The 24,408-nt window shown below is 66.2% G+C and carries 27 protein-coding genes; 13 read left to right on the forward strand and 14 right to left on the reverse strand.

Annotated features, from left to right (window positions below):
* Positions 1-32: 32 nt before the first annotated feature.
* The gene (locus tag AC6CH3_RS10405) at positions 33-1,454 is read left to right on the forward strand and encodes a class I adenylate-forming enzyme family protein (protein WP_498132362.1); all 1,422 of its coding nucleotides are present in this window, start codon (positions 33-35) and stop codon (positions 1,452-1,454) included.
* Positions 1,447-2,637, forward strand: coding sequence for a thiolase family protein (locus tag AC6CH3_RS10410; protein WP_498132363.1), 1,191 nt, complete (start codon positions 1,447-1,449; stop codon positions 2,635-2,637). The genes AC6CH3_RS10405 and AC6CH3_RS10410 overlap by 8 nt, the downstream gene beginning before the upstream one ends.
* Here AC6CH3_RS10410 and AC6CH3_RS10415 read toward each other — a convergent pair.
* The 3 genes from AC6CH3_RS10415 to AC6CH3_RS10425 are packed head-to-tail and all read right to left on the reverse strand — an operon-like array spanning position 2,634 to position 4,764.
* Positions 2,634-3,305 carry an energy-coupling factor transporter transmembrane component T family protein gene (locus AC6CH3_RS10415; protein ID WP_498132364.1) on the reverse strand — a complete coding sequence of 224 codons (672 nt, stop codon included), beginning with the start codon at positions 3,303-3,305 and terminating at the stop codon, positions 2,634-2,636. The two genes, AC6CH3_RS10410 and AC6CH3_RS10415, sit on opposite strands and share 4 nt — an antisense overlap.
* Positions 3,302-4,048, reverse strand: a complete 747-nt coding sequence (locus tag AC6CH3_RS10420) for an energy-coupling factor ABC transporter ATP-binding protein (protein ID WP_498132365.1) — start codon at positions 4,046-4,048, stop codon at positions 3,302-3,304. Before AC6CH3_RS10420 ends, AC6CH3_RS10415 begins: the two co-directional genes overlap by 4 nt.
* The gene (locus AC6CH3_RS10425) at positions 4,045-4,764 is read right to left on the reverse strand and encodes a biotin transporter BioY (RefSeq protein ID WP_498132366.1); all 720 of its coding nucleotides are present in this window, start codon (positions 4,762-4,764) and stop codon (positions 4,045-4,047) included. Before AC6CH3_RS10425 ends, AC6CH3_RS10420 begins: the two co-directional genes overlap by 4 nt.
* A gap of 298 nt (positions 4,765-5,062) precedes the next feature.
* On the opposite strand from AC6CH3_RS10425, the gene AC6CH3_RS10430 reads away from it, so the two are divergent.
* Positions 5,063-6,661 carry an ABC-F family ATP-binding cassette domain-containing protein gene (locus AC6CH3_RS10430; protein WP_498132367.1) on the forward strand — a complete coding sequence of 533 codons (1,599 nt, stop codon included), beginning with the start codon at positions 5,063-5,065 and terminating at the stop codon, positions 6,659-6,661.
* Here the strand turns inward: AC6CH3_RS10430 and AC6CH3_RS10435 are convergent.
* Positions 6,658-6,882 (reverse strand): helix-turn-helix domain-containing protein, encoded by a 225-nt coding sequence (locus AC6CH3_RS10435; protein ID WP_498132368.1) that lies wholly within the window; start codon positions 6,880-6,882, stop codon positions 6,658-6,660. The genes AC6CH3_RS10430 and AC6CH3_RS10435 overlap by 4 nt on opposite strands.
* Positions 6,882-7,373 (reverse strand): DUF2975 domain-containing protein, encoded by a 492-nt coding sequence (locus AC6CH3_RS10440; RefSeq protein WP_498132369.1) that lies wholly within the window; start codon positions 7,371-7,373, stop codon positions 6,882-6,884. Before AC6CH3_RS10440 ends, AC6CH3_RS10435 begins: the two co-directional genes overlap by 1 nt.
* A gap of 170 nt (positions 7,374-7,543) precedes the next feature.
* On the opposite strand from AC6CH3_RS10440, the gene AC6CH3_RS10445 reads away from it, so the two are divergent.
* Positions 7,544-7,822: a DUF4190 domain-containing protein gene (locus AC6CH3_RS10445; protein WP_498132370.1), complete on the forward strand. Its 279-nt coding sequence runs from the start codon at positions 7,544-7,546 to the stop codon at positions 7,820-7,822.
* Between the two features lie 16 nt (positions 7,823-7,838).
* Here AC6CH3_RS10445 and AC6CH3_RS10450 read toward each other — a convergent pair whose 3' ends face one another.
* The 7 genes from AC6CH3_RS10450 to AC6CH3_RS10480 all read right to left on the reverse strand — a co-directional run bounded on the left by AC6CH3_RS10450 (position 7,839) and on the right by AC6CH3_RS10480 (position 11,606).
* Complete coding sequence (locus AC6CH3_RS10450; protein WP_498132371.1) at positions 7,839-8,240, reverse strand: hypothetical protein; 402 nt, start codon at positions 8,238-8,240, stop codon at positions 7,839-7,841.
* A gap of 124 nt (positions 8,241-8,364) precedes the next feature.
* Positions 8,365-8,907 (reverse strand): hypothetical protein, encoded by a 543-nt coding sequence (locus AC6CH3_RS10455; RefSeq protein ID WP_498132372.1) that lies wholly within the window; start codon positions 8,905-8,907, stop codon positions 8,365-8,367.
* A gap of 2 nt (positions 8,908-8,909) precedes the next feature.
* Positions 8,910-9,467 (reverse strand): hypothetical protein, encoded by a 558-nt coding sequence (locus AC6CH3_RS10460; RefSeq protein ID WP_498132373.1) that lies wholly within the window; start codon positions 9,465-9,467, stop codon positions 8,910-8,912.
* Between the two features lie 114 nt (positions 9,468-9,581).
* On the reverse strand, positions 9,582-10,082 hold the full coding sequence (locus tag AC6CH3_RS10465; protein ID WP_498132374.1) for a YbaK/EbsC family protein: 501 nt from the start codon (positions 10,080-10,082) through the stop codon (positions 9,582-9,584).
* Positions 10,066-10,941, reverse strand: coding sequence for an SURF1 family cytochrome oxidase biogenesis protein (locus AC6CH3_RS10470; protein ID WP_498132375.1), 876 nt, complete (start codon positions 10,939-10,941; stop codon positions 10,066-10,068). Before AC6CH3_RS10470 ends, AC6CH3_RS10465 begins: the two co-directional genes overlap by 17 nt.
* Entirely contained in the window at positions 10,942-11,205 is a 264-nt protein-coding gene (locus AC6CH3_RS10475) for a hypothetical protein (RefSeq protein WP_498132376.1), read from the reverse strand.
* Positions 11,202-11,606: a DUF3099 domain-containing protein gene (locus AC6CH3_RS10480; protein ID WP_498132420.1), complete on the reverse strand. Its 405-nt coding sequence runs from the start codon at positions 11,604-11,606 to the stop codon at positions 11,202-11,204. The genes AC6CH3_RS10475 and AC6CH3_RS10480 overlap by 4 nt, the downstream gene beginning before the upstream one ends.
* 167 nt (positions 11,607-11,773) lie before the next feature.
* Here AC6CH3_RS10480 and fabG point away from each other — a divergent pair, with 167 nt between their 5' ends.
* From fabG to AC6CH3_RS10495, 3 genes are all read left to right on the forward strand, one after another.
* Positions 11,774-12,499 carry a 3-oxoacyl-ACP reductase FabG gene (fabG, locus tag AC6CH3_RS10485; RefSeq protein ID WP_498132377.1) on the forward strand — a complete coding sequence of 242 codons (726 nt, stop codon included), beginning with the start codon at positions 11,774-11,776 and terminating at the stop codon, positions 12,497-12,499.
* A gap of 155 nt (positions 12,500-12,654) precedes the next feature.
* On the forward strand, positions 12,655-13,407 hold the full coding sequence (locus tag AC6CH3_RS10490) for an SDR family oxidoreductase (protein WP_498132378.1): 753 nt from the start codon (positions 12,655-12,657) through the stop codon (positions 13,405-13,407).
* A gap of 120 nt (positions 13,408-13,527) precedes the next feature.
* Positions 13,528-14,373 (forward strand): VOC family protein, encoded by an 846-nt coding sequence (locus AC6CH3_RS10495; RefSeq protein ID WP_498132379.1) that lies wholly within the window; start codon positions 13,528-13,530, stop codon positions 14,371-14,373.
* A 22-nt stretch (positions 14,374-14,395) separates the two neighbouring features.
* Here AC6CH3_RS10495 and serB read toward each other — a convergent pair whose 3' ends face one another.
* The gene (gene serB / locus AC6CH3_RS10500) at positions 14,396-15,301 is read right to left on the reverse strand and encodes a phosphoserine phosphatase SerB (protein WP_498132380.1); all 906 of its coding nucleotides are present in this window, start codon (positions 15,299-15,301) and stop codon (positions 14,396-14,398) included.
* 147 nt (positions 15,302-15,448) lie between these two features.
* Here serB and AC6CH3_RS10505 point away from each other — a divergent pair, with 147 nt between their 5' ends.
* The 6 genes from AC6CH3_RS10505 (at position 15,449) to lplAB (ending at position 21,658) form a co-directional block, all read left to right on the forward strand.
* Positions 15,449-16,234 (forward strand): ABC transporter ATP-binding protein, encoded by a 786-nt coding sequence (locus AC6CH3_RS10505; protein WP_498132381.1) that lies wholly within the window; start codon positions 15,449-15,451, stop codon positions 16,232-16,234.
* A gap of 17 nt (positions 16,235-16,251) precedes the next feature.
* The gene (locus tag AC6CH3_RS10510) at positions 16,252-17,037 is read left to right on the forward strand and encodes a sulfite exporter TauE/SafE family protein (protein ID WP_498132382.1); all 786 of its coding nucleotides are present in this window, start codon (positions 16,252-16,254) and stop codon (positions 17,035-17,037) included.
* A 7-nt stretch (positions 17,038-17,044) separates the two neighbouring features.
* The gene (locus tag AC6CH3_RS10515; RefSeq protein WP_498132383.1) at positions 17,045-17,854 is read left to right on the forward strand and encodes a TrmH family RNA methyltransferase; all 810 of its coding nucleotides are present in this window, start codon (positions 17,045-17,047) and stop codon (positions 17,852-17,854) included.
* Between the two features lie 243 nt (positions 17,855-18,097).
* Positions 18,098-20,032, forward strand: a complete 1,935-nt coding sequence (locus tag AC6CH3_RS10520) for an EAL domain-containing protein (RefSeq protein ID WP_498132384.1) — start codon at positions 18,098-18,100, stop codon at positions 20,030-20,032.
* A 192-nt stretch (positions 20,033-20,224) separates the two neighbouring features.
* Positions 20,225-20,482: a type B 50S ribosomal protein L31 gene (locus tag AC6CH3_RS10525; protein WP_028267311.1), complete on the forward strand. Its 258-nt coding sequence runs from the start codon at positions 20,225-20,227 to the stop codon at positions 20,480-20,482.
* An 81-nt stretch (positions 20,483-20,563) separates the two neighbouring features.
* Positions 20,564-21,658, forward strand: a complete 1,095-nt coding sequence (gene lplAB / locus AC6CH3_RS10530; RefSeq protein WP_498132385.1) for a lipoate-protein ligase LplAB — start codon at positions 20,564-20,566, stop codon at positions 21,656-21,658.
* Between the two features lie 102 nt (positions 21,659-21,760).
* Here the strand turns inward: lplAB and pepN are convergent, their stop codons facing one another.
* Positions 21,761-24,406, reverse strand: coding sequence for an aminopeptidase N (pepN, locus tag AC6CH3_RS10535; RefSeq protein ID WP_498132386.1), 2,646 nt, complete (start codon positions 24,404-24,406; stop codon positions 21,761-21,763).
* Positions 24,407-24,408: the final 2 nt, after the last annotated feature.

Genomic DNA, 24,408 nt, shown 5'->3' on the forward strand with positions numbered 1-24,408 from the left:
GCCGGGCAGGTTCCGCCGGTAAAGTTGATCCGATGCCTTTCCTCAACAGACTCCAGCGCTGGGCAGCTGAACGCCACGACGACACCGCCGTCGTCGTGGCCGGCGAGCGGCTCAGTTGGGGCGCGCTCCGCGACGAGGCGGAGGCCCTCGCCGCGGGCACCTCCGCTGAAATTACCGTGCTCACCGAACGGAACTCCACACACTTCGCAGTCGCCTTCGCCGCCGCCGTGGCGGGCCATCGGCAATGCGCCGTCCTGGATCCGACGTGGCCGGAACCGATGCTGGCGGAGATTGTCCAGCTGCTCGGCCCGGCTGCCGAACCGGCCCCGGCAGCCGCCCGGAACTCCGTTGGTGAGGACCCGCTGGCCGACGGGGATCCGGCATCGTCCTTCCTGATCGGGCTGACCTCCGGAACCACGTCCGTGCCCAAGGCGTTCACTCGCTCCCGCCGCTCCTGGCAGGAGTCCTTTGAGGCCTCCATAGAGTTTTTTGGCCTCAGCCAGGACGACAAGACCCTTGCTCCCGGCCCGCTCGCGGCGAGCCTGAACCTCTACGCCCTCGCCGAATGCCTCTACGCAGGCACCGAGTTCCATTCGCTGGAGTCCTTCGACGTCGGCGACGTCCACACTGCCATCAGCCACGACGGCATCACCCGCCTGGTCCTGGTCCCCACCATGCTGCGCCTGCTCAGTGAGCGCGGGCTGACCGGCTGCGTTGACGCCTCCGGCGTGAAAACCATAATCTGCGCAGGTTCCAAGCTCGATGCCCGGACGCTGGAAGCGGCCCGGCGGTGGGCGCCGAACGCCACCATCTTCGAGTACTACGGCGCCTCCGAGCTGAGTTTCGTCTCCGGAACCGGCCTGCCCGCCGGCGTGCCCCTCGACGCCGGCGGCACGGGCATCGGCAGGCCATTCCCCGGCGTCGAAGTAAGGATTCTTGATGACGAAGGCCGCGTCCTCCCGGAGGGGGCTGCGGGAAACATCTGCGTCCGCAGCGGCATGGTCAGCAACGGGTATCTGTGGGGCGACGACGGGCAGGCATTGCGGTGCTTCGACGGCTGGTTCACGGTGGGGGACCAGGGGCACCTGCAGGACGGGGAACTCCACATCCTGGGCCGGCGCTCCGACATGATCATCACGGCCGGCAAGAATGTCTACCCCCATGAGGTGGAACTCGCCCTCGCCTCCGTTCCCGGCGTCGCTTCGGCCGTCGCGGCCGGAATGGCCGACGACGTCCGGGGTCAACGCGTGGTCGCGGGGATTGTCCCGTCCCACGGCGGCCTCACGGCTACCCAGCTCAAGACCGGCCTCGAGGAAATCCTGCCCCGGGATAAGCGGCCGCTCCAGTATTTCGCCCTCGCCGAGCTGCCGGTGACGGACCGGGGCAAGGTCAGCCGCGGCCTCATGCTTGACTGGATCACCGCCCGCGATTCCCGGGTCCGCCGCCTTGTCTGAGAAGGCGCTGGCTGAGAAGGCGCTGCCTGAGGAGCGGCAGCCGGTCATCATCGCCGCCCGGCGGACGCCCATCTGCCGGGCCCACGGAGCGCTAAAGCACCTCCCTGCCCACGAACTCCTCGTACCGGTCTTCAGGGCCCTGTTGGCCGAAACCGGCGTCGTCGGTTCTGAGCTGGCCGACGTGGTCATTGGCAATGCGGTGGGTGGCGGGGGGAACGTTGCTCGGCTCGCCGCCCTGGAGGCGGGTTTGCCCGTGACCGTCCCCGGCCTCACCGTCGACCGGCAGTGCGGCTCCGGGCTGGACGCCATCGTCCTGGCGTCCCGGCTCGTGGCGTCAGGCGGCGGGGTGTATCTGGCCGGCGGAGTGGAAAGTATCAGCACCGCACCTTTGCGGGCACACCGGAACGACGACGGCGACCCCGCGTTCTTCAGCCGCGCCCGGTTTGCGCCGGAGATCGTGGGCGATCCGGACATGGGTGTTGCCGCCGAGAATGTGGCGTCTGAGTTCCGCATCAGCCGGGACCGTCAGGATGAATTCGCGCTCCGGAGCCACCGCAGGGCTGTTGCGGCTGCCGGTTCTGGCGCTTTCGACCGGGAGATCGTTCCCCTGGAAGGGCCGGCGGGCCCGGTGACAGCTGACGACGGCCCCCGGCCCCGGCTCAGTGAAGCCCTCATGGCAAGGTTCCCCGCTGCGTTTGTCGGATCCGGGACCGTCACCGCCGGGAACTCCTGCTTCGACGCGGACGGCGCTGCCGCCGTCGTCATCACGTCACTCGCCCGCGCCCGGGAACTGGGTGCGACAGACGCGCTGGCGGTTCTGGGCACAGAGACGGCCGGCGTGGAGCCCCGGCTCCTCGGCATCGGGGCGGCCTCCGCCGCGGGGCGGCTGCTGGCGTCGCGGGGCGGGACCGCCGCCGACGTGGACCTGGTGGAGTTCAATGAGGCGTTCGCCTCCCAGACGCTCGCGTGCCTGGATCAGCTGGGAATCGATCCGCTCCGTGCCAACGCCGACGGCGGGGCGCTTGCCCTCGGGCACGCGTTCGGAGCGTCCGGCGCCGTCCTGGTGACGAGGCTGCTGGCGCAGGCACGCCGGACCCCGGACGAGGAGAAGCTCGCCCTGGCGATGATCAGCATCGCCGGCGGAATGGGCACGGCTGCCCTGTTCAGGTACGCCCGGCTCTAGGAACCGGCTCCAGGAACCGGCGTGTGGTTTGTGTGCGGGGGCCCGCCGTCGTCGGGTTCGCCGAGGCCGCGGGCCGCAAGCGCATCCCCGGTGTGGCGGGCGTAGGCAACGGTGGTGATAAAAACCGGCAGGACCAGGGCACGCGGGTTGCGTTCCAGGCCGCGGGCCCTTGCCGAGTCCCGGACGTCCGCGTAGGCCCCGGCTATGAAGGGGATGCTGCGCAGCATGATGGCGATGGTGAGGGCGAACCGTTCGGGGTCCGCCCCGAACCGGGTGAACGGCCGGGCCAGGGACACCACGCCGTCGAGCAGCCGTTGCAGCGGCGTGGTGGCCGTCAGCAGCGAAGCCGCCACAACGCAGAGCAGGATGTTCAGGACAATGCGGGCGGCTACGGGCGCCCCGAGCTGCCACCACTGGAACAGGCCGATGGCCAGAAGCACGGGGAGCAGCGGGCGGACGGCGCGCAGGAGGCGGGCGGGTCCCGCCCCGCTGAGCAGGAACAGCGTGCACATCAGGGCGAGGGCCCCCGCCGCCAGCCGCCAGTCGACGATCAGGAAGGACGCCATGCCGCACCCCACCACCACCGCGAATTTGAGCCACAGGGGCGTGCGGTGGATAAGGGAGGTCCCCGGAACGTAGCTGGCGAGCAGGAAGCCGTGGCCCCTCACTGCGCGTCACCGCGGTCCGCGCCGGCACGGTCGGGGACCTCAAGGCCGGCCGCACAGAGCGAGCGGTAGTACGCGACGGCGGCGGCAGCACCGCCGTCGAACGCGATCCTGCCGGCCTCGACCACCAGCACGCGGTCCATGTCCAGCGCGAGCTCAAGGTCGTGGGTGGACATAATGATCTGCTGGCGCAGCCCGGCGATGGTGCCGCGCAGCAGTTCGCGGTTGCGGAGATCCAGGAGGGTGGACGGCTCGTCCAGGACCAGCACCTCGGGTTCCACCGCCAGCACAGCGGCAAGTGCCAGGAGCTGCCGTTCGCCGCCGGAGAGCTCGTAGATGCTCTGGTTACCCAGGGGCAGCAGGCCGAAGCGGGCCAGTGCGGCGTCGGCCCTTTCCCTGCGTTCCGCCCCGTTCCGGACCGAACGCCGGAGCGACAGTTCAACGTCCTCGCGGCCCGTCGGCATCACCAGCTGGGACAGTGGGTCGGTGAAGACGAAGCCCACCTGCTGCCGGACCGCCCGCACGTGCCGGACAGTGTCCGAACCGTTGACGGTGACGGATCCCTCGCTGGGCGCGACAAGGCCGTTCAGCAGCCGCAGCAGCGTGGACTTGCCGGAGCCGTTGGCGCCGATCACACCGATGCGCCGTTCGGTCAGGCTGAGCGTGACGTCCTGGAGGAGCACCTTGGGCTCCGGGTGGCCATCGACGGCGACCCGGACTCCGACGCTGCTGAGGGAAATGCTCACGGTTGCGTGGTTGACTGCTGTCCGGAGGAAGCCGTGCCGGAGGCAGAAGCAGTCGGGGAGGCTGCATCCGGCGAGGCCGCGGCCGGTGAAACTGCTGCCGGCGGAGCGAGCGGGCGCACGCGGCGGACAAGCAGGTCAGGGAAGGCCTTGTGCAGGGCAAGGGCCACAGTGACTGCCAGGACGTTCTTGACGATGTCTCCCGGGTAGTACGCGAGGTCGGCGAGGAAGGCCTTGGACAGGTCGAGCTTGGCATTGACCACCATGCCGAGCACGCCGAGAGCGTGGATGATGACGATGCTGGTGGCCATGGCGGCCAGGAAGAGGAAGAGGCCGCGGTACTTCAGGGTGCGACGGATCACGATGCTTGCAAGCCAGCCGACCGCTGCGGCGGCGAGAGGGAACGCGATGATGTAGCCGGCCGACGGGCCCGCCAGGATGCCCAGCCCGCTGCGTCCGCCGCTGAAGATGGGGAGCCCCGCGAGCCCAAGGAGCGTGTACAGTCCCACGGCGGCGAAGGCGCGGCCGGGGCCGAGGGCCAGTCCGGTCAGCATCACGGCAAGGGTCTGCAGCGTGATGGGGACACCCAATCCGCCGACGGGAATGGCGGCGACGAGGGCGGATCCGGCCACGAGCGCGGCGAAGACGGCGATGAGGCCGAGGTCGGTGGCGTTCCAGCGCGGGCGTCGGTGCGTGGACACGGGATGGGTCTGGGGCATGGGAGGTCCTGTCGGAGAGGTACAAACAATTATCAGCTGGTGTTGACGTTACTTGCTCGGGAATAAATGAATTTTGTAGCTGTTCCACAAGGTGGAGGCAGTGGGACTAACTGCGGGGAACAAACATGTCGCGTCTGCGTCGTAACGGCGCGAAGGGCCTCCGGTTAGCGGGCCGGGCTCTGGCCGGTAGACTTGTAGGGGCCGTTCTCTCGGCCGCACCGCCCCGGCACCCACGAGCCTCCACCGCTTGATGTCCGCTGCGCCGCTGCGTTACCTGTTGTGAAAGGCCTTACCTGCTTTGATTACCGTCCAGGATCTTGAACTGCGCGCCGGCGCCCGGCTGCTCATGGATCAGGTGAGCTTCCGGATCGACAAGGGGGACAAGATCGGCCTTGTGGGCCGCAACGGTGCAGGAAAGACCACCCTGACGCGCGTGCTGGCAGGGGAGGGCCTCCCGGCTGCCGGCAAGGTGACCCGGAGCGGCGAAATCGGGTACCTGCCGCAGGATCCGCGCACGCCGGACATGGAGCAGCTGGCGCGGGATCGGATCCTTTCCGCGCGGGGCCTGGACATAGTGGTAGGCAAACTGCGCGTAGCCCACGAGGAGATGGCCAGTGAGGACGCCGCCGTCCAGCGCAAGGCCATGAACCGCTATGACCGCCTTGAATCAGAGTTCCTGGCCGGAGGCGGCTATGCAGCGGAGGCGGAAGCGGCGGCGATTTCCTCCAATCTTGCCTTGCCGGACCGCATTCTGAATCAGCCGCTTAAGACGCTCTCCGGTGGCCAGCGCCGCCGCGTGGAGCTGGCCCGCATCCTGTACTCCGGTGCGGAGACCATGCTGCTGGATGAGCCCACCAACCACCTCGATGCCGACTCGATCGCCTGGCTGCGTGACTTCCTCAAGAACCACCAGGGCGGCCTGATCGTGATCAGCCACGACACCGAACTGCTCGAAGCCACTGTCAACAAGGTGTTCCTGCTCGACGCCAACCGGGCCCAGATCGATTTCTACAACATGGACTGGAAGCGCTACCTGACGCAGCGGGAAACGGACGAACGTGCCCGCAAGCGCGAGCGTGCCAATGCCGAGAAGAAGGCGCAGGTCCTGTTCGACCAGGCCAACAAGATGCGTGCCAAGGCAACCAAGGCAGTGGCCGCGCAGAACATGGCCAAGCGCGCCGAGCGTCTGCTGAGCGGACTCGAGGCCGTGCGTGAGAACGACCGGGTTGCCGCGCTGCGCTTTCCGGATCCGTCGCCGTGCGGCAAGACTCCGCTCACCGCCGAGGGGCTCAGCAAGTCGTACGGTTCGCTCGAGATCTTCACGGATGTGGATCTGGCCATCGATCGCGGCTCCAAGGTGGTCATCCTGGGCCTCAACGGTGCCGGCAAGACGACGCTCCTACGGATGCTGGCGGGCGTCGACCGGCCCGATACCGGTGATGTCATCGCCGGTCATGGGCTCAAGGTCGGGTACTACGCCCAGGAACACGAGACGCTTGACGTTGAGCGGACGGTCTTGGAGAACATGCGCTCGTCCGCGCCGGACATGAAGGACGCCGAGGTCCGCGGGATCCTTGGTTCCTTCCTGTTCTCAGGGGACGACGTCGACAAGCCGGCCGGTGTTCTCTCCGGCGGTGAGAAGACGAGGCTCGCGCTGGCCACCATCGTGGCATCCAGCGCCAATGTGCTCCTGCTCGATGAGCCCACCAACAACCTGGACCCTGCCAGCCGTGCCGAAATCCTGGGCGCGCTGCGCAACTACAGTGGCGCCGTCGTCCTCGTCAGCCACGACGAAGGCGCGGTGGAGGCGCTGAACCCCGAGCGGGTGGTACTGCTGCCCGACGGCGTCGAGGATCACTGGAATGAGGATTACCTGGACCTGATCACGCTGGCCTAAGGCAGGTCCGCCACGTCCCCGGGCTCCCAGCGCAGCAGGTCACCGGGCTGGCAGTCCAGTACTTCGCAGAGTGCTTCGAGCGTGGTGAATCGAACCGCCTTGGCCCGGCCGTTCTTGAGTACGGCCAGGTTGGCGGGCGTGATCCCGACGCGGTCGGCGAGTACGCCCACGGGCATCTTGCGCTTGGCCAGCATCACATCGATGTCGACGACGATCGGCATCAAATCACCTCGTCCAGTTCACTCCTGAGGTGTTTCGCTTCAGCATCGCGCGCTACAGCCCGTGCCAGCAGTATCCGAAGCACCAGGACGATCAGTGCTGCCCCGGCGATCATCAGGGACGCCCCGCAGATCAGGAGGACGATGCCGGGGGCTGTTCCGCCCGGAGCGAGGATGACCGCAATCCCGAACATGAGCAACGACGCGGCCGCCACGGCGCCGAAGATGACATCCACGTACCGAAACGCAGCGTGGGAAAACACCGTTCCTCGTCGCACCATGGTCAGCAGGCGCCATACGCACAGCAGGGTCACCTGAACGGTCATGATGCCCAGGACGACAATCGTGAGGAGCGCGATGCGCGGGCCGGTGGGAGCGCCGGCCTCCTCAAGGTCGTTGGAAAGCAGCGGCACCATCCACACCTGCACGAACAGCGAGCCCGCAAGCACCATCGTGAGCACAATGCGCAATGCGAGGATGGTCAGCTTTCCCACCAGAACTCCTTCTCCATCGAGTAACAATGAAATTATATCGATAATCGGTAGATTTACCAAGCTTGTCGGGGGCGAACATTGACGAGTTGGTGTTCAGGCGCCCGGCAGACTTGGTAGTTTTTGATTGCGGCTCAGTATCCGCCAGCGACATGACCGGCAGGGGATCAGTGATGAGCACTCCTCAGTACAAGGCGCGGCGACCGCAGCATCGGGTCGAAGGGCATGCGTCTGACAGGATCAACGCCCTTTCCATCGCCGCGTTTGTCTCATCATTCCTTATTGGGATGACCGGCATCATTCTTGGGCTGATCGCCCTGAACCAGATCAAGAACAAAGGCGAACGCGGCCGCGGGTTGGCCATCGCCGCTCTTGTCATAGGCTGCGCCTACATGGTCATCTTCGCGTACCTCACCATCGGCCTCTTTTCATCAGAGGGCCCCAACGCCTGACAGGTGAGGTTCCCTTTCAGACCCGGCGGTAGCCGCGCTCCACCATTCCGCCGATGATTCCCGCGATCGCTCCCGGCAGGGCCACAAGGGCAACGATGTGCCGCAGCAAGCTGTAAGGCCCTACGAGGGCGACCCCGCCGATCAGGACGGCGGGCGCCGCCACACAGGCCGTTACCCAGTTCGGGTGACCCCGCAGGAACGACCACAGTGCAGCTGCCAGCGAGGCCGCGGAGCCGGCCAGTAGGTAGAGGCTGCCGACTCGTGCGTCCTCTACAAATTCCGGTATCGCCGTATATCCGAAGAACGTGGACCTCAGCAGGCCGATGACCATCAGGACGATGGACGAGAGGACCAGGATCGACCAGAGGAGAACTCCGGGCCAGCCTCGACGGCGGATTGAGTCATGATCGTGACTCATGGCCGGCGCTCCTTTCCTAGTCAACGAAGGGCAACGTCTCCCCAGCCGCCGCTTGCCGCTGCGTTTTCATCATTCATCAGCTCTACGATAGGCGCGTCCCGGCCCAGACTGGCAGAAGCTGCGGCTAGCTGGCGATGGGCGCCTCGGGGCCGGCATCAATTGCCGCGGCAAGCAGCCGATCAAAGCTGGCTGTTCCGTTGTCCGGCGGGATCACGGTAAAGACCACAAGCCATTTCTCGGGTGCATTCTTCTCCAGCCCTGAGCTACGTTCCACACGCAGGTTCAAGCCGGGCACGCCGTTGACGAGGAGCGGAAGCTGCTCGCCGCTCTTGACCAACTGCTGAAATTGCCTGACGGAGACACGGTCGCTGCGGGCGCCTGTCACTTCGCTGATGGTGTCATTCACCGTCTTGGTCAGGTCCCGCATGAAGCTCTTCCGGCTCGAGACCGTGGGGACGGTGAGTATTGCCGGGAAGATGACCATGAACAATGCGATCGCACCGAAATTTCGGAGGATGGGCAGGAAGACCATCGAGATCAGGCAGAGGACCAAACCAAGGACACTCAGCATGACGAACCTGATCAGCGGATCCTCACCAGGTCTCTTGGACCACCGGACGAGTGTGACTGTGTTCCTGCCCAGCTGATCGTGCTGCGTATTCTCCATGTTCAGTGCCCCTTCACTTCCATGAGCGCTTCAGCCAGGATGACTGCCTCGCGTGCTTCCTTGAGATCGCGACGCAGCCCCAGATCGGGAATGGTTGCGGCGGCACCGGTTGAGCCGGCAAGTTCAGAAAAGGCCCTGCTGAGGTTGTCGCGGTCCTGTGACAGCATCCGGGACGAATTCAATTTGACCCTGCATACCTCAAGCGCCAGCAGCGATTTGTCGATTGCCTCGCGGCGTCCCTGCATGACCGCTAACTTGTCCGCGACACGCAGGGTGCGGAGACGGAGCATCGATTCCATCTTGACTGCCATGTCGTGGAGTTCGCCCAGCGCGGTGTACGTCTGTGCCGTCCCGGTGTGCCGGGCCAGCTGCCCGGCCACGTGGATGCGGCGGCGTTCCCATTTCCGCACGGCCGATTGATAGGGCTCCAAGAGCAAGGAGACAGCCTTCAGTGCCTTGTCCAGCGACGCCGCCCGCGTGCTCAGGCTGGAGGTCGCGGCGTCCAGCCTGGCGAGGAACGCGGCGTAGCTGTCGTGCGGCGGACCGTACTTAGTATTCATGTGTCACTCGCTGGCGGCGCCGCCAGAACGTGACCCGAACGCTCATGGCAAGAGAATAGAGGTTAGGAGCCCGTTGTCATAGGCTTCGGCGCCGGCTATTGCACCGCCTGCAGACTAACGGACCCGTAAGGTGTGGGCGCCGGTGATTCTCCGCAGCTCTTCGTAGCTGATTGCGAACATCGAGTGGTGGTCGCCCGCTCCGGCCCACAGCGTCCCGTGCTCTTCCAGGGAGGCATCCAAAAGCGTGTGAATCTTTTCGGGATGGCCCACGGGGGCCACACCGCCAACTTCCTGCCCGGTGTGTTCCACAACGAAGTCCGGGCTGGCGCGGCGGATGCGTCCGGTGCCCAGCTGCGCGGAGACGTAGGCGGTATCCACCCTCGCGGCGCCGCTTGCCAAAATGAGCAGGGGAGCGCCGTCGAATTCGAACACCAGGCTGTTGGTGATCGCCGCTACGTCGCAGCCGAGGGCGGCGGCCGCCGCGGCCGCCGTCGGCACTTTCCCTGGAAAGACCCTGACGGTGTCCGCGACACTCGCGGCGGTGAGGGCCCGCCGCACATTGGCCACCGGATCGGGAAGCGGGTCCGGCACCCCGTGCTCAGTATCCTTGGGCATCCAGGATCGCGTCTTCCTCTTCTTCTGACGTGGCCCGCTTGCGCTTGCGCGCTGCAGAAGGACGACGGCGGGCTGCCGCGGCGGCGTCCCCGTGGTCACCGGCGGCGCCTGCCTCGGCGTCTTCGGCGTCGATCGCGGCGTTCTTGGCCTGCTGGCGGGCCGCATAGCCAAAGCCCACAAACATCAGAATGCCAAAGGCAAACCACTGGAGCGAGTAGGAGAGGTGGGTGCCCTCTTCCAGGGACGGCATCGGGAACGGCTGCGGCATTTCGGCGGCGGGCGGCGTTTCTGAGGCTAGCTGCCCGTACGCACCGGTCAGCAGCGGATAGCCCAATTGAGCCGAATAGGCCGGCAGGTCAATGGACGCGAGCTGGCCCTCGGGAGCCCCGCGCTGGAGGGACGGCTCGCCGTGCTTGAGCCGCACCACGGCGGTGACCTGGCCGGACGGCGGGGCCGGAATGGTATCCGGGCGGCCGGGATTGTTGTTGCCGATGGGGAGCCAGCCGCGGTCAATCACGACGGTTTCGCCGGAGACAAGCCGGAAGGGAACCACCACCTCGTATCCGGGCTGGCCGTTAAGGGGACGGTTGCGGACGATCCGCTGCCCGGCTGCGTCATAGCTGCCGCGCAGCTCCACCTGCGTCCATTCCCGGGCCGGGTCCAGCTGGCGGAACTGGTCCTTCGCTTCCGGGAAACTGATCGGAGTGGCCGAATAGTTCGATGTGACACGGTGGATCTCCGCCAGCGCTTCTGCCCGGCGGTCCATCTGCCAGCGGCCCAGGAAGACGCATCCGGTGGCGAAGACCGCAGCCAGCAGAAGATATCCCAGCCATTTGCTGGAGAACAGGAAACGGTACATTCAGCTGTTCCCGCCCGGAGTCGGCGCGGCATCGAGCGGGACGGTTTCCTTCCAGAGCCCGCGCGTCTGCAGGTAGTCTTCCAGCCACTCCCGGTGCTCGCCGCACGCCAGCCACACCTTCCGGCGGTCCGGAGTGTGGATCTTCGGATTGTTCCACAGCAGCTGCCAGGCAGCGTCAGCCCGGCAGGCCTTACGTGAGCACATGGCCGCGGAGTCCGGGCCGGTCGCGCCGCCCTCACCGCCGCCCAGGTTGAAAATGTTCATGAAGCTTTCTGTTCCCGGCCCTCGTCGTCTTCATCGCTGATCAGCTCGCCTTGCAGCACCGTCGGCACATCGTCTACGGGATCAGCGGACTGCAATTCCTCGGATGCCTCCAGTTCGGCATACGGGGCGTAGTCCAGCAGCGACTCGCTGTGGACTTCCGCCTTGTCCGAACCGTTGGCGATCACCACGGCAATCCACGGCAGGAAGACTGCCCCTGCAACAGCAATGAGCTTGAACCAGCCATCCACCACGAAGATCAGGATCAGGCAGACCATGCGGATCCCCATAGCCAGCGCGTACTTGATCATGCGCTCCCGCATGTCCTCGGAATGCGCTGCAGCTGCGTCCGTGATGCTGTGCACCTCCGGATGACCGGATGCGGTGCCAGGCGTCTCGGGCATCGGCTGTCCGGGCTGGTGAGGTGTCACTGCTGTCTAATCACGCTCCAATGGCTTACCTAAATTCTCTCACCATCCGGGGGAGCGGCCCAAACGGGCGCTAAGATCGGAGGCAGTCAAAAATCCCTGCCACCATAGCGGAGCCATGCTCCGCAGAATCCGGAGCACTTATGTCTGAAGCAGCCACCCAGGCCCGCAGCGTCCTCATTACCGGCGGAAACCGCGGCATCGGCCTCGCCATCGCCGAGGCCTTTCTGGCCAACGGGGACAAAGTGGCTGTGACGTTCCGGAGCGAGTCCAAGCTGCCTGACGGCATCCTCGGGGTCAAGGCGGATGTGACGGACGAAGCGTCGGTGGACGCCGCCTTCGCCGAAGTCGAAGCCGCCCACGGTCCCGTTGAGGTGCTGGTGGCCAACGCCGGTATCACCAAGGACATGCTTCTGCTGCGCATGAGCGAGGACGACTTCACCTCCGTGATCGACACAAACCTCACCGGTGCGTTCCGTGTGATCAAGCGCGCTTCCAAGGGCATGATCCGGCTGCGCAAGGGCAGGGTTGTGCTCATCTCCTCTGTCTCCGGCCTCTATGGGGCGCCGGGCCAGATCAACTACTCCGCCTCCAAGGCCGGCCTGGTCGGCATCGCCCGGTCCCTCACCCGGGAACTCGGGTCCCGCGGCATAACCGCGAACGTCGTGGCCCCTGGGTTTATCAACACCGACATGACTGCCGAACTGTCCGAAGCAACCCAGAAGGACTACCTCTCCAAGGTGCCCGCCGGACGGTTTGCCGACGCCTCCGAGGTGGCCAACGTTGTCCGCTGGGTCTCCAGCGACGAGGCCTCCTACATCTCCGGTGCCGTTATCCCTGTCGACGGCGGCCTGGGAATGGGCCACTAGCAGCCGGCCACATACAAGGGCGGCCCCGCACACCTCCGGAACTATCCGACCGGGGCTTCTTTGTGGGGGTCGCACAAGCGGATCGGCAGCGCACGCTGGCATGATGGACTGCAGACCTACAGCGATTTAGACGTTTCGAACAAAAGGGAGCTCGTATGGGACTGCTGGACAACAAGACTGCCATCGTGACCGGATCCTCGCGGGGAATCGGCGCCGAAGTGGCAAAGATCCTCGCCGGCGAGGGTGCCGCCGTCGTCGTCAACTACCGCCAGAAGGCGCCGCGCGCCAACAAAGTGGTGGCCGGCATTGAGGCCGCGGGCGGCCGCGCCGTCGCCGTCGGCGCCGACCTCACCACCAACGAGGGCGTTCACGCGCTGGCAAGTGCGGCCATGGAGAACTTCGGCTCGCTTGACGTCCTGGTGCTCAACGCCTCGGGCGGCATGGAGTCGGGCATGGAGGAGGGCTACGCCCTGAAGCTCAACCGCGACGCGCAGATCAACATGCTCAACGCTGCTGTGCCCCTCATGAAGGAGGGTTCGCGAGTGGTTTTCGTGACCAGCCATCAGGCACACTTCATCAACACCGTTCCCACCATGCCGGAGTACGAGCCGGTGGCCCGCAGCAAGCGCGCCGGCGAGGACGCGCTGCGTGAACTGCTGCCGAACCTGACGGAAAAGGGCATCTCGCTGGTCGTCGTGTCCGGGGACATGATCGAAGGCACCGTGACGGCAACGCTTCTGGACCGTTCCAACCCGGGCGCCATCGAAGCCCGCCGCGCGGAGGCCGGCAAGCTGTACTCGGTCGAGGAATTCGCTGAAGTGGTCGCGGGAATGGCCACTGCGGACGTCGAATCCGGCCACACGGAATACGCAGGCGGCGCCGACTACTTCGGCAATAACGCCGGGTAAATTACGCGGGCTGACAATTTACAGGTCTCCGGGCGGTACGCTGCCCGGAGACCTGGCGCCCCGGAAGGGGCTGCCTCCAAGGCGTTGCCCAACAGCTCCGGGCCGCTTAACGTCGAAGGCATGGAACAGCAGCGACAGGTGATCCGACGGAGCTATCCTGCAGGCGTACCCTGCTGGGTCGACACCCAGCAGCCCGACGTGGAGGCCGCCATGGCATTCTACGGCGGGCTTCTCGGATGGGAGTTCGAGGACGCTTCCCCGCCCGGCGCCACCGGCAGGTACGTCATAGCGAAACTCGACGGCCAGGAGGCCGGCGCAATCGCCGGTCCGGGAACCGGCGTCCCGGCATGGCACACGTACGTTGCCGTCGACGATGCGGACGCTGCCGCGCGGCACCTGCTGTCGATCGGCGCCACGCTGAAATCCGCTCCCGCCGATGCGGGCTCAGGAGGCGTGCAGGCGGTGCTGGCGGACCCTCAGGGCGCCGAATTCCGCATCTGGCAGGCAGGCGAACGGCCGGGGGCCCAGGCGGTCAACCTGCCCGGCGGGTGGAACTTCAGCGACCTCCACACAACCGACGTGGAGGCAGCGGCCGCGTTCTACGCAAAGGCGTTCCATTGGCAGTTCGATGACCTTGGTTTCGGCACCATGATCCGCTGTCCCGGTTACGGCGACCATCTGGAGGCCACCGTCGACCCCAACATCAGGATCCGCCAGTCCGGTGACGCCGTTCCCCGCGGATTCGAGGACGCCGTGGCGTGGCTTGCGCACGCGGAGGCCGGGGAGAAACCGCGGTGGCACGTCACGTTCACCGTCGCAGACCGGGACCAGGCGGCCATGGATGCAGAACGCCTCGGCGCCCATATCCTGGGGCAGGATGACACCGAGTGGACGCGCACGGTCCTGATCCGGGACCCCGGAGGCGCGGTGTTCACCGCAAGCCAGTACACGCCGCCGTCCGGCTGAATCGATCCGGCTAGAGGAACGCTCAGACCCCGGCGATGTGCCGTACAGCGTCCAGGTGCGGCATGTTGATCGCCGCATCCGCCACAGCGCGCACGGCGGGCTTGGCATTGAATGCCACACCGATTCCTGCCGCGCCGAGCATGTCCAGGTCGTTGGCGCCGTCGCCCACGGCAATGGTGTGCTCCATCGCAATGCCTTCGGCGGCTGACCATTCGCGCAGGTACTTCTCCTTGGCTGCGCGGTCGATCACGTCGCCGACCACTTTGCCAGTAAGGGTGCCGTCCACGATTTCCAGTTCATTCGCGATCCAGTAGTCCATGCCCAGTTCCTCGGCGATGGGGCCGAGGATCTGGTTGAAGCCACCGGATATCACTGCCACCACATGGCCTGCGGCCTTGAATGCCGCCACAAGTTCCGCTGCGCCCTCGCTGAGCTTCACTTCAGCCCGGACGGAATCGACGACGGCGGCCGGCAGCCCCGCGAGGACCGCCACCCGGGCATGGAGGCTCTGGGCGAAGTCCACTTCTCCGCGCATGGCGGCCTCGGTCACGGCGGTGACTTCGTCGCGTTTGCCGGCATACGCGGCGAGGAGTTCGATGACTTCCTGCTGGATGAGCGTCGAATCGACGTCCATGATGAGGAGCTTGCGGTCAGCCTTGCGCAGTTCCTCGGGCACGATGGCCGTATCGACGCCGCCGCGTTCCGGGCTCTCTTTCGCGGCGGCGATGCGGTGCCGTAAAGCGGCGATGTCCGCGCCCGAACCTGACGGCACCGCGAAGGCAACCGTGCAGACGTCGTAGCGGTCGTTGCCGCTGCGGGACTCCGCTTCGAAAGTCGTCCCGGAACCGACCAGAAGGGAGCGGAGGTTTTCCGCTTCCGAGTGGGACAATTTCACGCCGTAGCTGACCGCAGTCACGTTCGAAGTCATGGCTGCAATCTTAGCCAGCGCCGGAGTGGCGCCCGAATTCATGTCGCGGCACGGTCGCACAGGTTCATTTCGCGGACCGGCCTTACAGAGCCGGGGACGCCGTTTCAGTTATCAGTCGCACCCCGTTTTGTCCTAGTGTCTACTCCTATGAGTGATGTTCTTGAAATGGCAGCCGTCAGCGTTGTCCGCGGAGCCAAAACGCTCCTGAGCAAGGTCGACTGGCAGGTCAGCGAAGGCGAGCGCTGGGTGATCCTCGGACCCAACGGCGCGGGTAAGACCACTCTGCTCCAGATCGCGGCCGCCAGGCTCCACCCCACGAGCGGCATGGCCGGCATCCTGGAGGAGATCCTTGGCACCGTGGATGTCTTTGAACTGCGTCCCCGGATCGGCCTGTCTTCCGCGGCCCTGGCCACCCAGATCCCCGAGCACGAGAAAGTGCTCAATGTTGTCGTCACTGCAGCCTACGGAGTCACCGGCCGCTGGCGCGAAGGCTACGAGAAGGACGACGAACGCCGCGCGTTCTCCCTCTTGAACGACTGGGGAATGGGCCCCCTGCTGAACCGGTCCTTCGCCTCATTGTCCGAAGGAGAGCGCAAGCGCGTCCAGATCGCCCGCGCACTCATGACGGACCCTGAACTGTTGTTGCTGGATGAGCCCGCCGCAGGCCTGGACCTGGGCGGACGCGAGGATCTGGTGCACCGCCTCAGCGAACTGGCCCGCGACGAGGCCGCCCCTGCCATCGTGCTCGTCACGCACCACCTTGAGGAAGTTCCCCCCGGCTTCACCCACGCCATGCTCATGCGTGACGGCGGCGTCGTGGCTGCCGGACCTGTCGACGAGGTCCTCACGTCGGACAACCTGAGCGAGACCTTCGGACTGCCGCTGGATGTTACCGTCAACGCCGGACGCTACACCGCTACTGCCCGCCGCTAGCGGGGCGGCCAGCGCACGTGGAGTTTCTTAGCGGCATCCTGGTGTTTTTTGCCGGGCTCTGGGCCGGCACCATCAACAGCGTTGTCGGCTCGGGCACCCTGGTCACCTTCCCGGTGCTGATAGCCCTGGGCCTGGCGCCGGTGACTGCATCCATGAGCAATGCCATGGGCCTCGTGGCAGGCGGCGCAGCCGGGGCCTGGGGCTACCGCCGCGAACTCGCCGGCCGGGGACGCCAGGTGCTGAGGCTGCTTCCGGCCTCGCTTCTGGGAGGGATTTCCGGCGCGTGGCTGCTGCTGCACCTGCCTGAAGAGGTCTTCCACTATGCGGCTCCGGCCCTGATCGTGCTGGCGCTGCTGATGGTGGTCTTCCAGCCCCGCCTGCAGGCCTGGGTGCGCCGCAGGGAAGAGAATCCCGAACATGCCCTGCGGGACAAGCACCACGGCGTCGTCCTCCTGGTGCTTGTATACCTGGCGGGCGTCTATGGCGGTTATTTTGTCGCCGCCCAGGGGATTCTGCTGGTCGGCATCCTTGGCGTTTTCATGACCGGCACCATCCAGAACGCCAACGCGATGAAGAACATTCTGGTGCTCGGGGTCAACCTGATCGCGGCGACGTCCTACGTGCTTTTCGCCGTCGACCGGATCGACTGGGTCGTGGTGGCCATCATCGCCGTCAGCTCGCTCATCGGCGGAGTCATCGGATCCAAGGTGGGCCGCAGGCTCCCGCCTCCGGTCCTGCGGGGCGTCATCTTCGCCCTCGGCCTCATGGCGCTGGGCTTCTTGATCGCGAATCTGCTGAAATAATCGGCCGGTGACTTTCCACTATCTCGAATCCGCCCACGATCCGCGCGTCTCGGACTACACGCAGCTGACGGATGTCCACCTGCGCAAAGTCCGGGAGCCGGCCGAGGGTATGTACATTGCAGAATCCTCCCGTGTGCTCCGGCGGGCACTCGCCGCGGGCCACCTGCCCCGCTCGTTTTTCCTGGCGGAGAAATGGCTCGCGGACCTCGCCGACATCTTCGAGCAGTACCCGGACGTTCCCGCATATGTCGGCAGTTCCGCGCTGCTCGAGGAAATCACCGGCTTCCACCTGCACCGCGGTGCCATGGCCGCCATGCACCGCCCGGCTCCCGTGCCGCTGCACGAGCTGCTGGCCGGTGCGCGGCGGGTAGCCGTGCTGGAAGACATCGTGGACCACACGAACGTCGGGGCGATCTTCCGGTCCGCGGCGGCACTGGACGTGGACGCCGTCCTGGTGTCGCCACGCTGCGGGGACCCGCTGTATCGGCGCAGTGTCCGCGTGAGCATGGGCACGGTGTTCCAGGTGCCGTGGGCACGGCTGCAGAGCTGGCCCCAGGACCTTGAATCACTCAAGGATGAGGGCTTCACTGTGGCGGCCATGGAGCTGACCGCGGACGCCGTGGACCTCGATGTCCTTGCCGCCCGGAACTTGGATCGGCTGGCGCTGGTACTGGGGACCGAAGGCGCAGGCATGAGCGCAGGGACCCTCGCCGCCGTCGACCTCGCCGTGAAGATTCCCATGCGCACCGGAGTGGATTCCCTGAACGTCGCGGCCGCCTCCGCCGTCGCCTTCTGGGAGCTTCGGCCCCGGGGGTGAAGGCCCGAAGGCCTGCCGCCACGTGTGGCGGGAGTCGTCGTGGGCTTGGCCCAACGGCGGCGGTCGACAGGCTCCTAGCCGGTTCTCCGTTTCGCGGGTAGGGTGTCCGTATTCCTTGCGGCGGGGGGCGTTGTGGAACATCACCATCACCACTGGCGGACGGGCGCTGACCGCGGCCTCCGGCGTTCGGGCCGGCCACGCCGCGGCAAGCAGGGGGGTTCCCGATGGACGGGGCTGTCCTTCGTGGCCCGCTGGACTTTCGCGGTATCCGCCGCCATGCTCATCGGCGGCGTGATGGAGTTCGCGCTCGCCCGGCAGCAGGTCATTGACCGGGCGCTGGAGGAATCCCGGCAGGACTACGAGCTGCTTGCTGCAGGTCTCGAGGACGTCCTCGCGGATACGACCGGACCCGCAGAACGTTCGGAAGCGATTGCCCACCAGCTCTCCCATGTGCAGCGCCACAACGGCACCGTCTACGCTGGGTTGTTCAACGCCGACGGCAGGCTGCTGGCCAGCAGCGACAGCAAGGCCGACCGCGGCGCCTTGGAGGAGGCCGGTGCAGAACACCTGAGCGAGGTGCTCTCCACCGGCATGACCACCGTCAAAACCGGGACCGATCGAGGCGGAACGGGTGTGACCAGGTACGAATTCCTAGTCCCCGTATCCACCGCGGACGGACTCCTGGTCCTGGTAGTCGATCAGGAGGCAGAGGTCATCTCCAGGCTCCTGCGGGACATTGGCCCGAACAAGCTCCTCGGGCTGCTGATCGCGATTCTGGTCGCCACCCCGTTGTCCTACGTGCTCGGCGGACGGTCCCTGCAGCGCCGCCACCTGAGGGTCCAACAGCAGGCGGACGCGGACCCGCTGACCGGGCTCTCGGGACGGCGGCCGTTCCAGCCATCATTGGAGGCCCGGCTGGCGGACGGAAAGTACCAGGTGGTGACACTCGCCCTGCTGGACCTGGACGGATTCAAGCAGCAGAACGACCGGCTCGGGCACAGCCACGGGGACCGTATCCTGATGGGCCTTGCATCCGCCTTCATCGAGCTCGCTGACCATGACGTGCCGTTCCGGCTCGGCGGGGACGAGTTCGCGGTCATACTGCCCGGGAGCGACGAAGATCAGGCAACCGCGGCGCTCGAACGGGTCGGCGCCGCGCTGGCCCGCCGTTTCCCGGGGGCGACGTTCAGTGCCGGGATCGCCGCCAGCGAGGCCGCGGAACCGGTCAGCCTGCAGGAGCTCTGGGAGCGCAGCGATGCTGCCCTCTACGAAGCAAAGCGCCTTGGGCGCCGCCGGACAGTCACCTTCGGGTCCATGGCGGAGGGCCACACCGTCAGTGCGGAGAAAATTGACGAGCTGACTACGCTTATGTCGGGTGACGGTATGCCGCTCACGGTCGCATTTCAGCCGATCTGGGACCTCCACCGGGGCGTGGTGCTCGCCCATGAAGCCCTGATGCGACTTCCGGAGGGCTCCCGGATTCATGGACCGCAGGAGGCTTTCGAGCTTGCTGAACGGCTCGGCATCGCTGCCGCGCTGGACGCCCGCGCCCGGGCGGCCGTGCTCGCGTCGGTGGGCAGCCGCCATTGGGAGGGGTTGCTGTTCCTCAATGTGCACCCGGATGCACTCCACAGCTTCGACCTCGGCGGCCTCGTTTCAGATCTCGCCGTGGCAGGCTTGGAACCCGGGGACGTCGTCCTTGAGGTGACGGAGCAAGCTGCCCTGCACCACGCCGAACCGATCCGCACGCTCAGGCAGGCCCAGAACCTGGGCTTCCGTCTTGCCCTGGATGACATGGGGCGAAGCAACGCGGGCCTGCACGCGCTCAGGCTGGTGAGGTTCGACATCATAAAAATTGACGGGGAGGTCGTGGCCCGCCTGGGAGTTGATCCGTCGTCGATGGCCACTGTGTCCGCCGCCATCACCTTCATTCAGGAAGCCGGAGGGTGGATCGTCGCAGAGGGCATCGAAACACCCGGCATGCTGAGCGCACTCCTGCAGCCGCGCTTTTCCGCCGCCCTGCCACGGCCCGTCGTGGCAGGGCAGGGGTATCTTTTGGGGCGGCCGAACGAACAGCCGCTGGCCCTGGAGGCCCGGACTGGCATCCTGGACCGGTACCTGAGGGACACGGCGCAGGACAACGATGGACTGGATGAAGCATTCTTCCGGAATCCCTAGACCGCCGCGGGGCAGGGACCGGCCGGACAACCGTCACCGCAGTCGGCTTCCGGGTTCGTCAGGCCGCGGCTCATGCACTATGATTGATAGCTGGCTGCCCTGCGTTTTCAACTAGCTTGTTATGCAGACAGCGGCCATCCCATTCATACCTGGCAGCTGGCAAAATCCAGCGCTGCGAACAAAGGTCCCATTATGAAGTCTGATATCCATCCGAAGTACGAAGCTGTTGTATTCAACGACCTGGCTTCCGGCGTCAAGTTCCTGACCAAGTCCACCGTGTCCTCCAAGAAGACTATCGAGTGGGAAGACGGCAACACCTACCCGGTCATCGACGTCGAAATCTCCTCCGAGTCCCACCCGTTCTACACGGGCAAGCAGCGCATCATGGACTCTGCAGGCCGCGTCGAGCGCTTCAACGCTCGCTTCAAGGGCTTCGGCGGCAAGAAGTAATCCACTTCTCCCCAAGGTTCTACGGAAAGCCCGCACCGGCAACGGTGCGGGCTTTTGCGATTCTGGGGCAGGATGGAAGCCATGACGGCCAGGCAGTTTTCAGCAGACGACGGCGGCGCCCCGCGCCTTCACGGGGAGTACAAGGTGCCGGGCGGCAAGCTCGTGGTCGTGGACCTGGACATCGCCGCCGGCGCCTTCACCGGTGTCTCTGTCAGCGGCGACTTCTTCCTCGAACCCGATGAGGCACTGCTGGACATCAACGCGGCGCTGGAAGGCCTCCCGGAAAGCTCAACGGCCGAAGAGATCGCCGCAGCCGTGGGGGCGTCCCTGCCGCCGCATGCGGTGATGTTCGGATTCTCTGCGGATGCTGTCGCGGTCGCGACGCGCAGGGCGCTGTCCAAGGCAACGGCCTGGTCCGACCACCACTGGAACATCATTGCGCCGTCGGTGCTGCCCACCCATCTGAACGTGGCCCTGGACGAGGTCCTGACGGAGGAAGTCGGCGCCGCCCGCCGCAATCCGACCATACGCTTCTGGGACTGGGAGGAGCCCTCGGCGATCATCGGCAGCTTCCAGTCCTACCGCAACGAGGTGGATCCCGCCGGTGTGGCCAAGCACGGAATCACCGTGGTCCGCCGGATCAGCGGCGGGGGAGCGATGTTCATGGAAGCGGGCAACTGCATCACCTACTCGCTGTACCTGCCCCAGACCCTGGTGGACGGCGTCAGCTTCGCCGACTCATACGCCTTCCTGGACTCGTGGGCGATGGCGGCCCTGAAACAGCTCGGCATCAATGCGTTCTACGTACCCCTCAACGACATCGCCACGGAGCAGGGCAAAATCGGCGGGGCCGCCCAGAAGCGGCTCGCCAACGGCGGGATGCTGCACCACGTCACCATGAGCTACGACATCGACGCGGACAAAATGGTGGACGTGCTCCGCATCGGCAAGGAGAAACTGTCGGACAAGGGAACCACCAGTGCCAAGAAACGGGTGGATCCGCTGCGGCGCCAGACCGGGCTGGCCCGCACCGACATCGTCGCCGCCATGATGGACGTCTTCTCCGGGCGCTACGGCGCCACGCCGTCGGAGATCAGCCCGGCGGAATTGGAGACGGCCCGTGAGCGGGTGGTCGCCAAGTTCGGCACGGAGGAGTGGCTGCACCGGGTGCCTTAAAACTCATCGATTGCTCCCCACCGGCCCCCTCGCCTCACAAGTTCGGCCAGGGAACCCTGCCGGCGTGGGCCCAACTGCCGTTTTGACAGGTCATAACGGCAGTTACGGAGCAGTCGATGGTGTTCTTAGTGACACGGACTGAGCCGTGAGCGCCCGGTGCAGGTGGCTCCGCTGCTCGATGACAATCCGGCGCAGTGCCCGCGGCGCGTCCTGACGGGCGCTCAGCCATGCGTCACTGCGCACGATGACCGGATGGTCATCAGGGGTACCGGCACCCGGGAGCAGATCCTGGCTGCCCGGATAGAGGCCGCGCACAATCCGGCCCGCGATCTCGATGCTCCGCTCGGCCCAGACCGTCTCCAGGCACTCGAAGTATGGTTCCACAAAAGGGTCCAGCAATTCGGCGGAGGCAGTGTTGAAGCCCGCAATGGTGGCACTGAGCAACTGGTTGGACAGCTCTGAGCCGTGCACTGCGGCATCCCAGGCAGCCGCCTTGACGGCAGCCGAGGGCCGGGCCGCGAGCGCGGTGGCGTGCCCGGCACGTCCGGATGCCGTGTTGTCCCTGGCGACCTCTGCGTCCAGCTCGGCTGCACTGGCCAGGCCGTGGGCGGCGAGGGCGTGCCAGAGGCTCCACCGCAGCTCGGCGTCTACCGCCAGCCCGGGGACCACAGCGGTGCCATCCAGCAAGCCGCGGACCAGGGGCACCTGGCTGCCGTCAGTGCGGCTGAGTGTTGCCAGCGTCCGGGCCCATGCAAGCTGCTGGTCCGAGCCGGGCCCGGCGCCCTGCAGTTCACGGGCCGCGGCGGCGGCGAACGCTTGCCGAAGGGCATCGCGGCCGCCTGCGGGGACGTAATGTTCCAGCGCTGTCGAGGCGTTCCCCAGAACATTCAGCAGCACACCAATGCCGGTCTCGCCAGGGGCGAACCGCTGCACGGCGTCCACGTAGCGGGATGCGGGAGTGACTGCGTCCCGGGCAGAATTCCACAGCGCGCTCCAACACAACGCCCGGGCCATGGGGTCCACGATCCGGTCCAGCGAGGCGCGCACCGTCGCCTCGGAGGCGGGATCGAGGCGGACCTTGGCGTAGCTCAGGTCTTCATCATTGACCAGCAGCAGCGCCGGCCGGGCCTTGCCCGCCAGCTCCGGGACCGCCTCCTCGGCTCCGGACAGGTCCGTCTCCACGGCATCGGTCCGGACCAGCATCCCGGCGGAATCGAAGTTGTACAGGCCGATCCGCAGGCGGTGCGGCCGCAGCTCCACGCTGCCGGTCGCGGGGTCCGGGGCGTCCTGCAGCAGTTTGACGCGGGCCAGCACGGGGTGGCCGGCTGTTTCTTCGGCGGTCTCCAGCTCGGCGCTGAGCGTGGAGATACCGGACGTCTGCAGCCACTGCCGGGCCCACACGGTCAGATCCCGGCCGGACGCCCGGCTGAGTGCTGCGAGAAGGTCGGCCAGCGTGGTGTTGCCGTATTCGTGCCTCCGGAAATACTGCCGCGACCCCGCGATGAAGGCATCAAAGCCGACGTATGCCACAAGCTGCTTCAGGACCGAGGCGCCCTTGGCGTAGGTGATGCCGTCGAAGTTCTGCTTGGCCGCCTCAAGATCCGGGATGTCCGCCACGATCGGATGGGTGGTGGGCAACTGGTCCTGGACGTAGGCCCAGGCCTTCCTGTTGTTGGCGAAGTTGGTCCATGCCGTGTCCCAGCCCGTGGCCCGGTCCACAGCGAGGGTGCCCATATAGTCGGCGAAGGACTCCTTGAGCCACAGATCATTCCACCACTGCATAGTCACCAGGTCGCCGAACCACATGTGGGCCATCTCGTGCATCAGCGTGTTCGCGCGGCCCTGGTACTGGGAGTCCGTGGCCCGGGAGGTGAAGACGTAGTTCTCCGTGAAGGTGACCAGCCCGGGGTTCTCCATGGCGCCCAGGTTGTATTCCGGGACGAAGGCCTGATCGTATTTTCCCCACGGGTACGGGTAGTCAAAGAGCCCGTTGAAGAACTCCAGCCCCTGTTTGGTGAGCTTGAAAAGCTCGGGGGTGTCGAAGGATTCCGCCATGGACGCCCGGCAGTAAAGCGCCAGCGGCACCTCAAGCCGGGTGCCGTCGTCGAGCATCCCCTCCCACAGATCCTGCGCCCTGAAGTAGGGGCCCGCGAGGACAGTGGTGATGTACGTGGACATCGGCAGCGTGGGAACGAAGTCCCACTGGCTCGCGTCCGAATCCCCGTCCACGGGCGTGCACGCGGCCTCGGCTCCATTGGAGGCGACTTCCCAGCCGGCCGGTGCGATGACGTGGAAGGTGAAGGAGGCCTTGAGGTCCGGCTGTTCGAAATTGGCGAACACGCGGCGCGCGTCGGCGGGCTCGTACTGCGTGTAGAGGTAGCACTGCTCGTCCGCCGGATCGACGAACCGGTGCATGCCCTCGCCGGAGCGGCTGTAAAGTGCGGTGCCTGTGACGGTCACGGTGTTTTCAGCCTGCAGGTTGTCGAGCCGGATCCGGGCGCCGTCCACGATCTCTGCCACCGGCAGCGGTGTGCCGTTGAGGATCACGCTCTCCACGTGTCCTATGAAGTCCAGGAAGGTCGAGTAACCGGGTGTGCCGGCGGAGAACGTGATGGTGCTCCGGCTGGTGTAGCCGCTGACTTCCTGACCCTGCGCACCGCGCACGTCCAGCAGGACGTCGTATGCACGCGTCGTGATCAGGGCTGACCGCGCTGCCGCCTCGGTGCGTTGGAGGTTCTCATTCGACACTC

The organism is Arthrobacter sp. GQ119 (assembly GCF_059759125.1).

Excerpts from the sequence above, each read along its gene's own strand:
- AC6CH3_RS10405 (WP_498132362.1), top strand. The coding sequence starts at position 33 with ATGCCTTTCCTCAACAGACTCCAGCGCTGGGCAGCTGAACGCCACGAC.
- AC6CH3_RS10425 (WP_498132366.1), bottom strand. The coding sequence starts at position 4,764 with ATGCCCCAGACCCATCCCGTGTCCACGCACCGACGCCCGCGCTGGAAC.
- AC6CH3_RS10435 (WP_498132368.1), bottom strand. The coding sequence starts at position 6,882 with ATGCCGATCGTCGTCGACATCGATGTGATGCTGGCCAAGCGCAAGATG.
- AC6CH3_RS10445 (WP_498132370.1), top strand. The coding sequence starts at position 7,544 with ATGAGCACTCCTCAGTACAAGGCGCGGCGACCGCAGCATCGGGTCGAA.
- AC6CH3_RS10450 (WP_498132371.1), bottom strand. The coding sequence starts at position 8,240 with ATGAGTCACGATCATGACTCAATCCGCCGTCGAGGCTGGCCCGGAGTT.
- AC6CH3_RS10455 (WP_498132372.1), bottom strand. The coding sequence starts at position 8,907 with ATGGAGAATACGCAGCACGATCAGCTGGGCAGGAACACAGTCACACTC.
- AC6CH3_RS10460 (WP_498132373.1), bottom strand. The coding sequence starts at position 9,467 with ATGAATACTAAGTACGGTCCGCCGCACGACAGCTACGCCGCGTTCCTC.
- AC6CH3_RS10465 (WP_498132374.1), bottom strand. The coding sequence starts at position 10,082 with ATGCCCAAGGATACTGAGCACGGGGTGCCGGACCCGCTTCCCGATCCG.
- AC6CH3_RS10470 (WP_498132375.1), bottom strand. The coding sequence starts at position 10,941 with ATGTACCGTTTCCTGTTCTCCAGCAAATGGCTGGGATATCTTCTGCTG.
- AC6CH3_RS10475 (WP_498132376.1), bottom strand. The coding sequence starts at position 11,205 with ATGAACATTTTCAACCTGGGCGGCGGTGAGGGCGGCGCGACCGGCCCG.
- AC6CH3_RS10480 (WP_498132420.1), bottom strand. The coding sequence starts at position 11,606 with ATGCCCGAGACGCCTGGCACCGCATCCGGTCATCCGGAGGTGCACAGC.
- fabG (WP_498132377.1), top strand. The coding sequence starts at position 11,774 with ATGTCTGAAGCAGCCACCCAGGCCCGCAGCGTCCTCATTACCGGCGGA.
- AC6CH3_RS10490 (WP_498132378.1), top strand. The coding sequence starts at position 12,655 with ATGGGACTGCTGGACAACAAGACTGCCATCGTGACCGGATCCTCGCGG.
- AC6CH3_RS10495 (WP_498132379.1), top strand. The coding sequence starts at position 13,528 with ATGGAACAGCAGCGACAGGTGATCCGACGGAGCTATCCTGCAGGCGTA.
- serB (WP_498132380.1), bottom strand. The coding sequence starts at position 15,301 with ATGACTTCGAACGTGACTGCGGTCAGCTACGGCGTGAAATTGTCCCAC.
- AC6CH3_RS10505 (WP_498132381.1), top strand. The coding sequence starts at position 15,449 with ATGAGTGATGTTCTTGAAATGGCAGCCGTCAGCGTTGTCCGCGGAGCC.
- AC6CH3_RS10525 (WP_028267311.1), top strand. The coding sequence starts at position 20,225 with ATGAAGTCTGATATCCATCCGAAGTACGAAGCTGTTGTATTCAACGAC.
- lplAB (WP_498132385.1), top strand. The coding sequence starts at position 20,564 with ATGACGGCCAGGCAGTTTTCAGCAGACGACGGCGGCGCCCCGCGCCTT.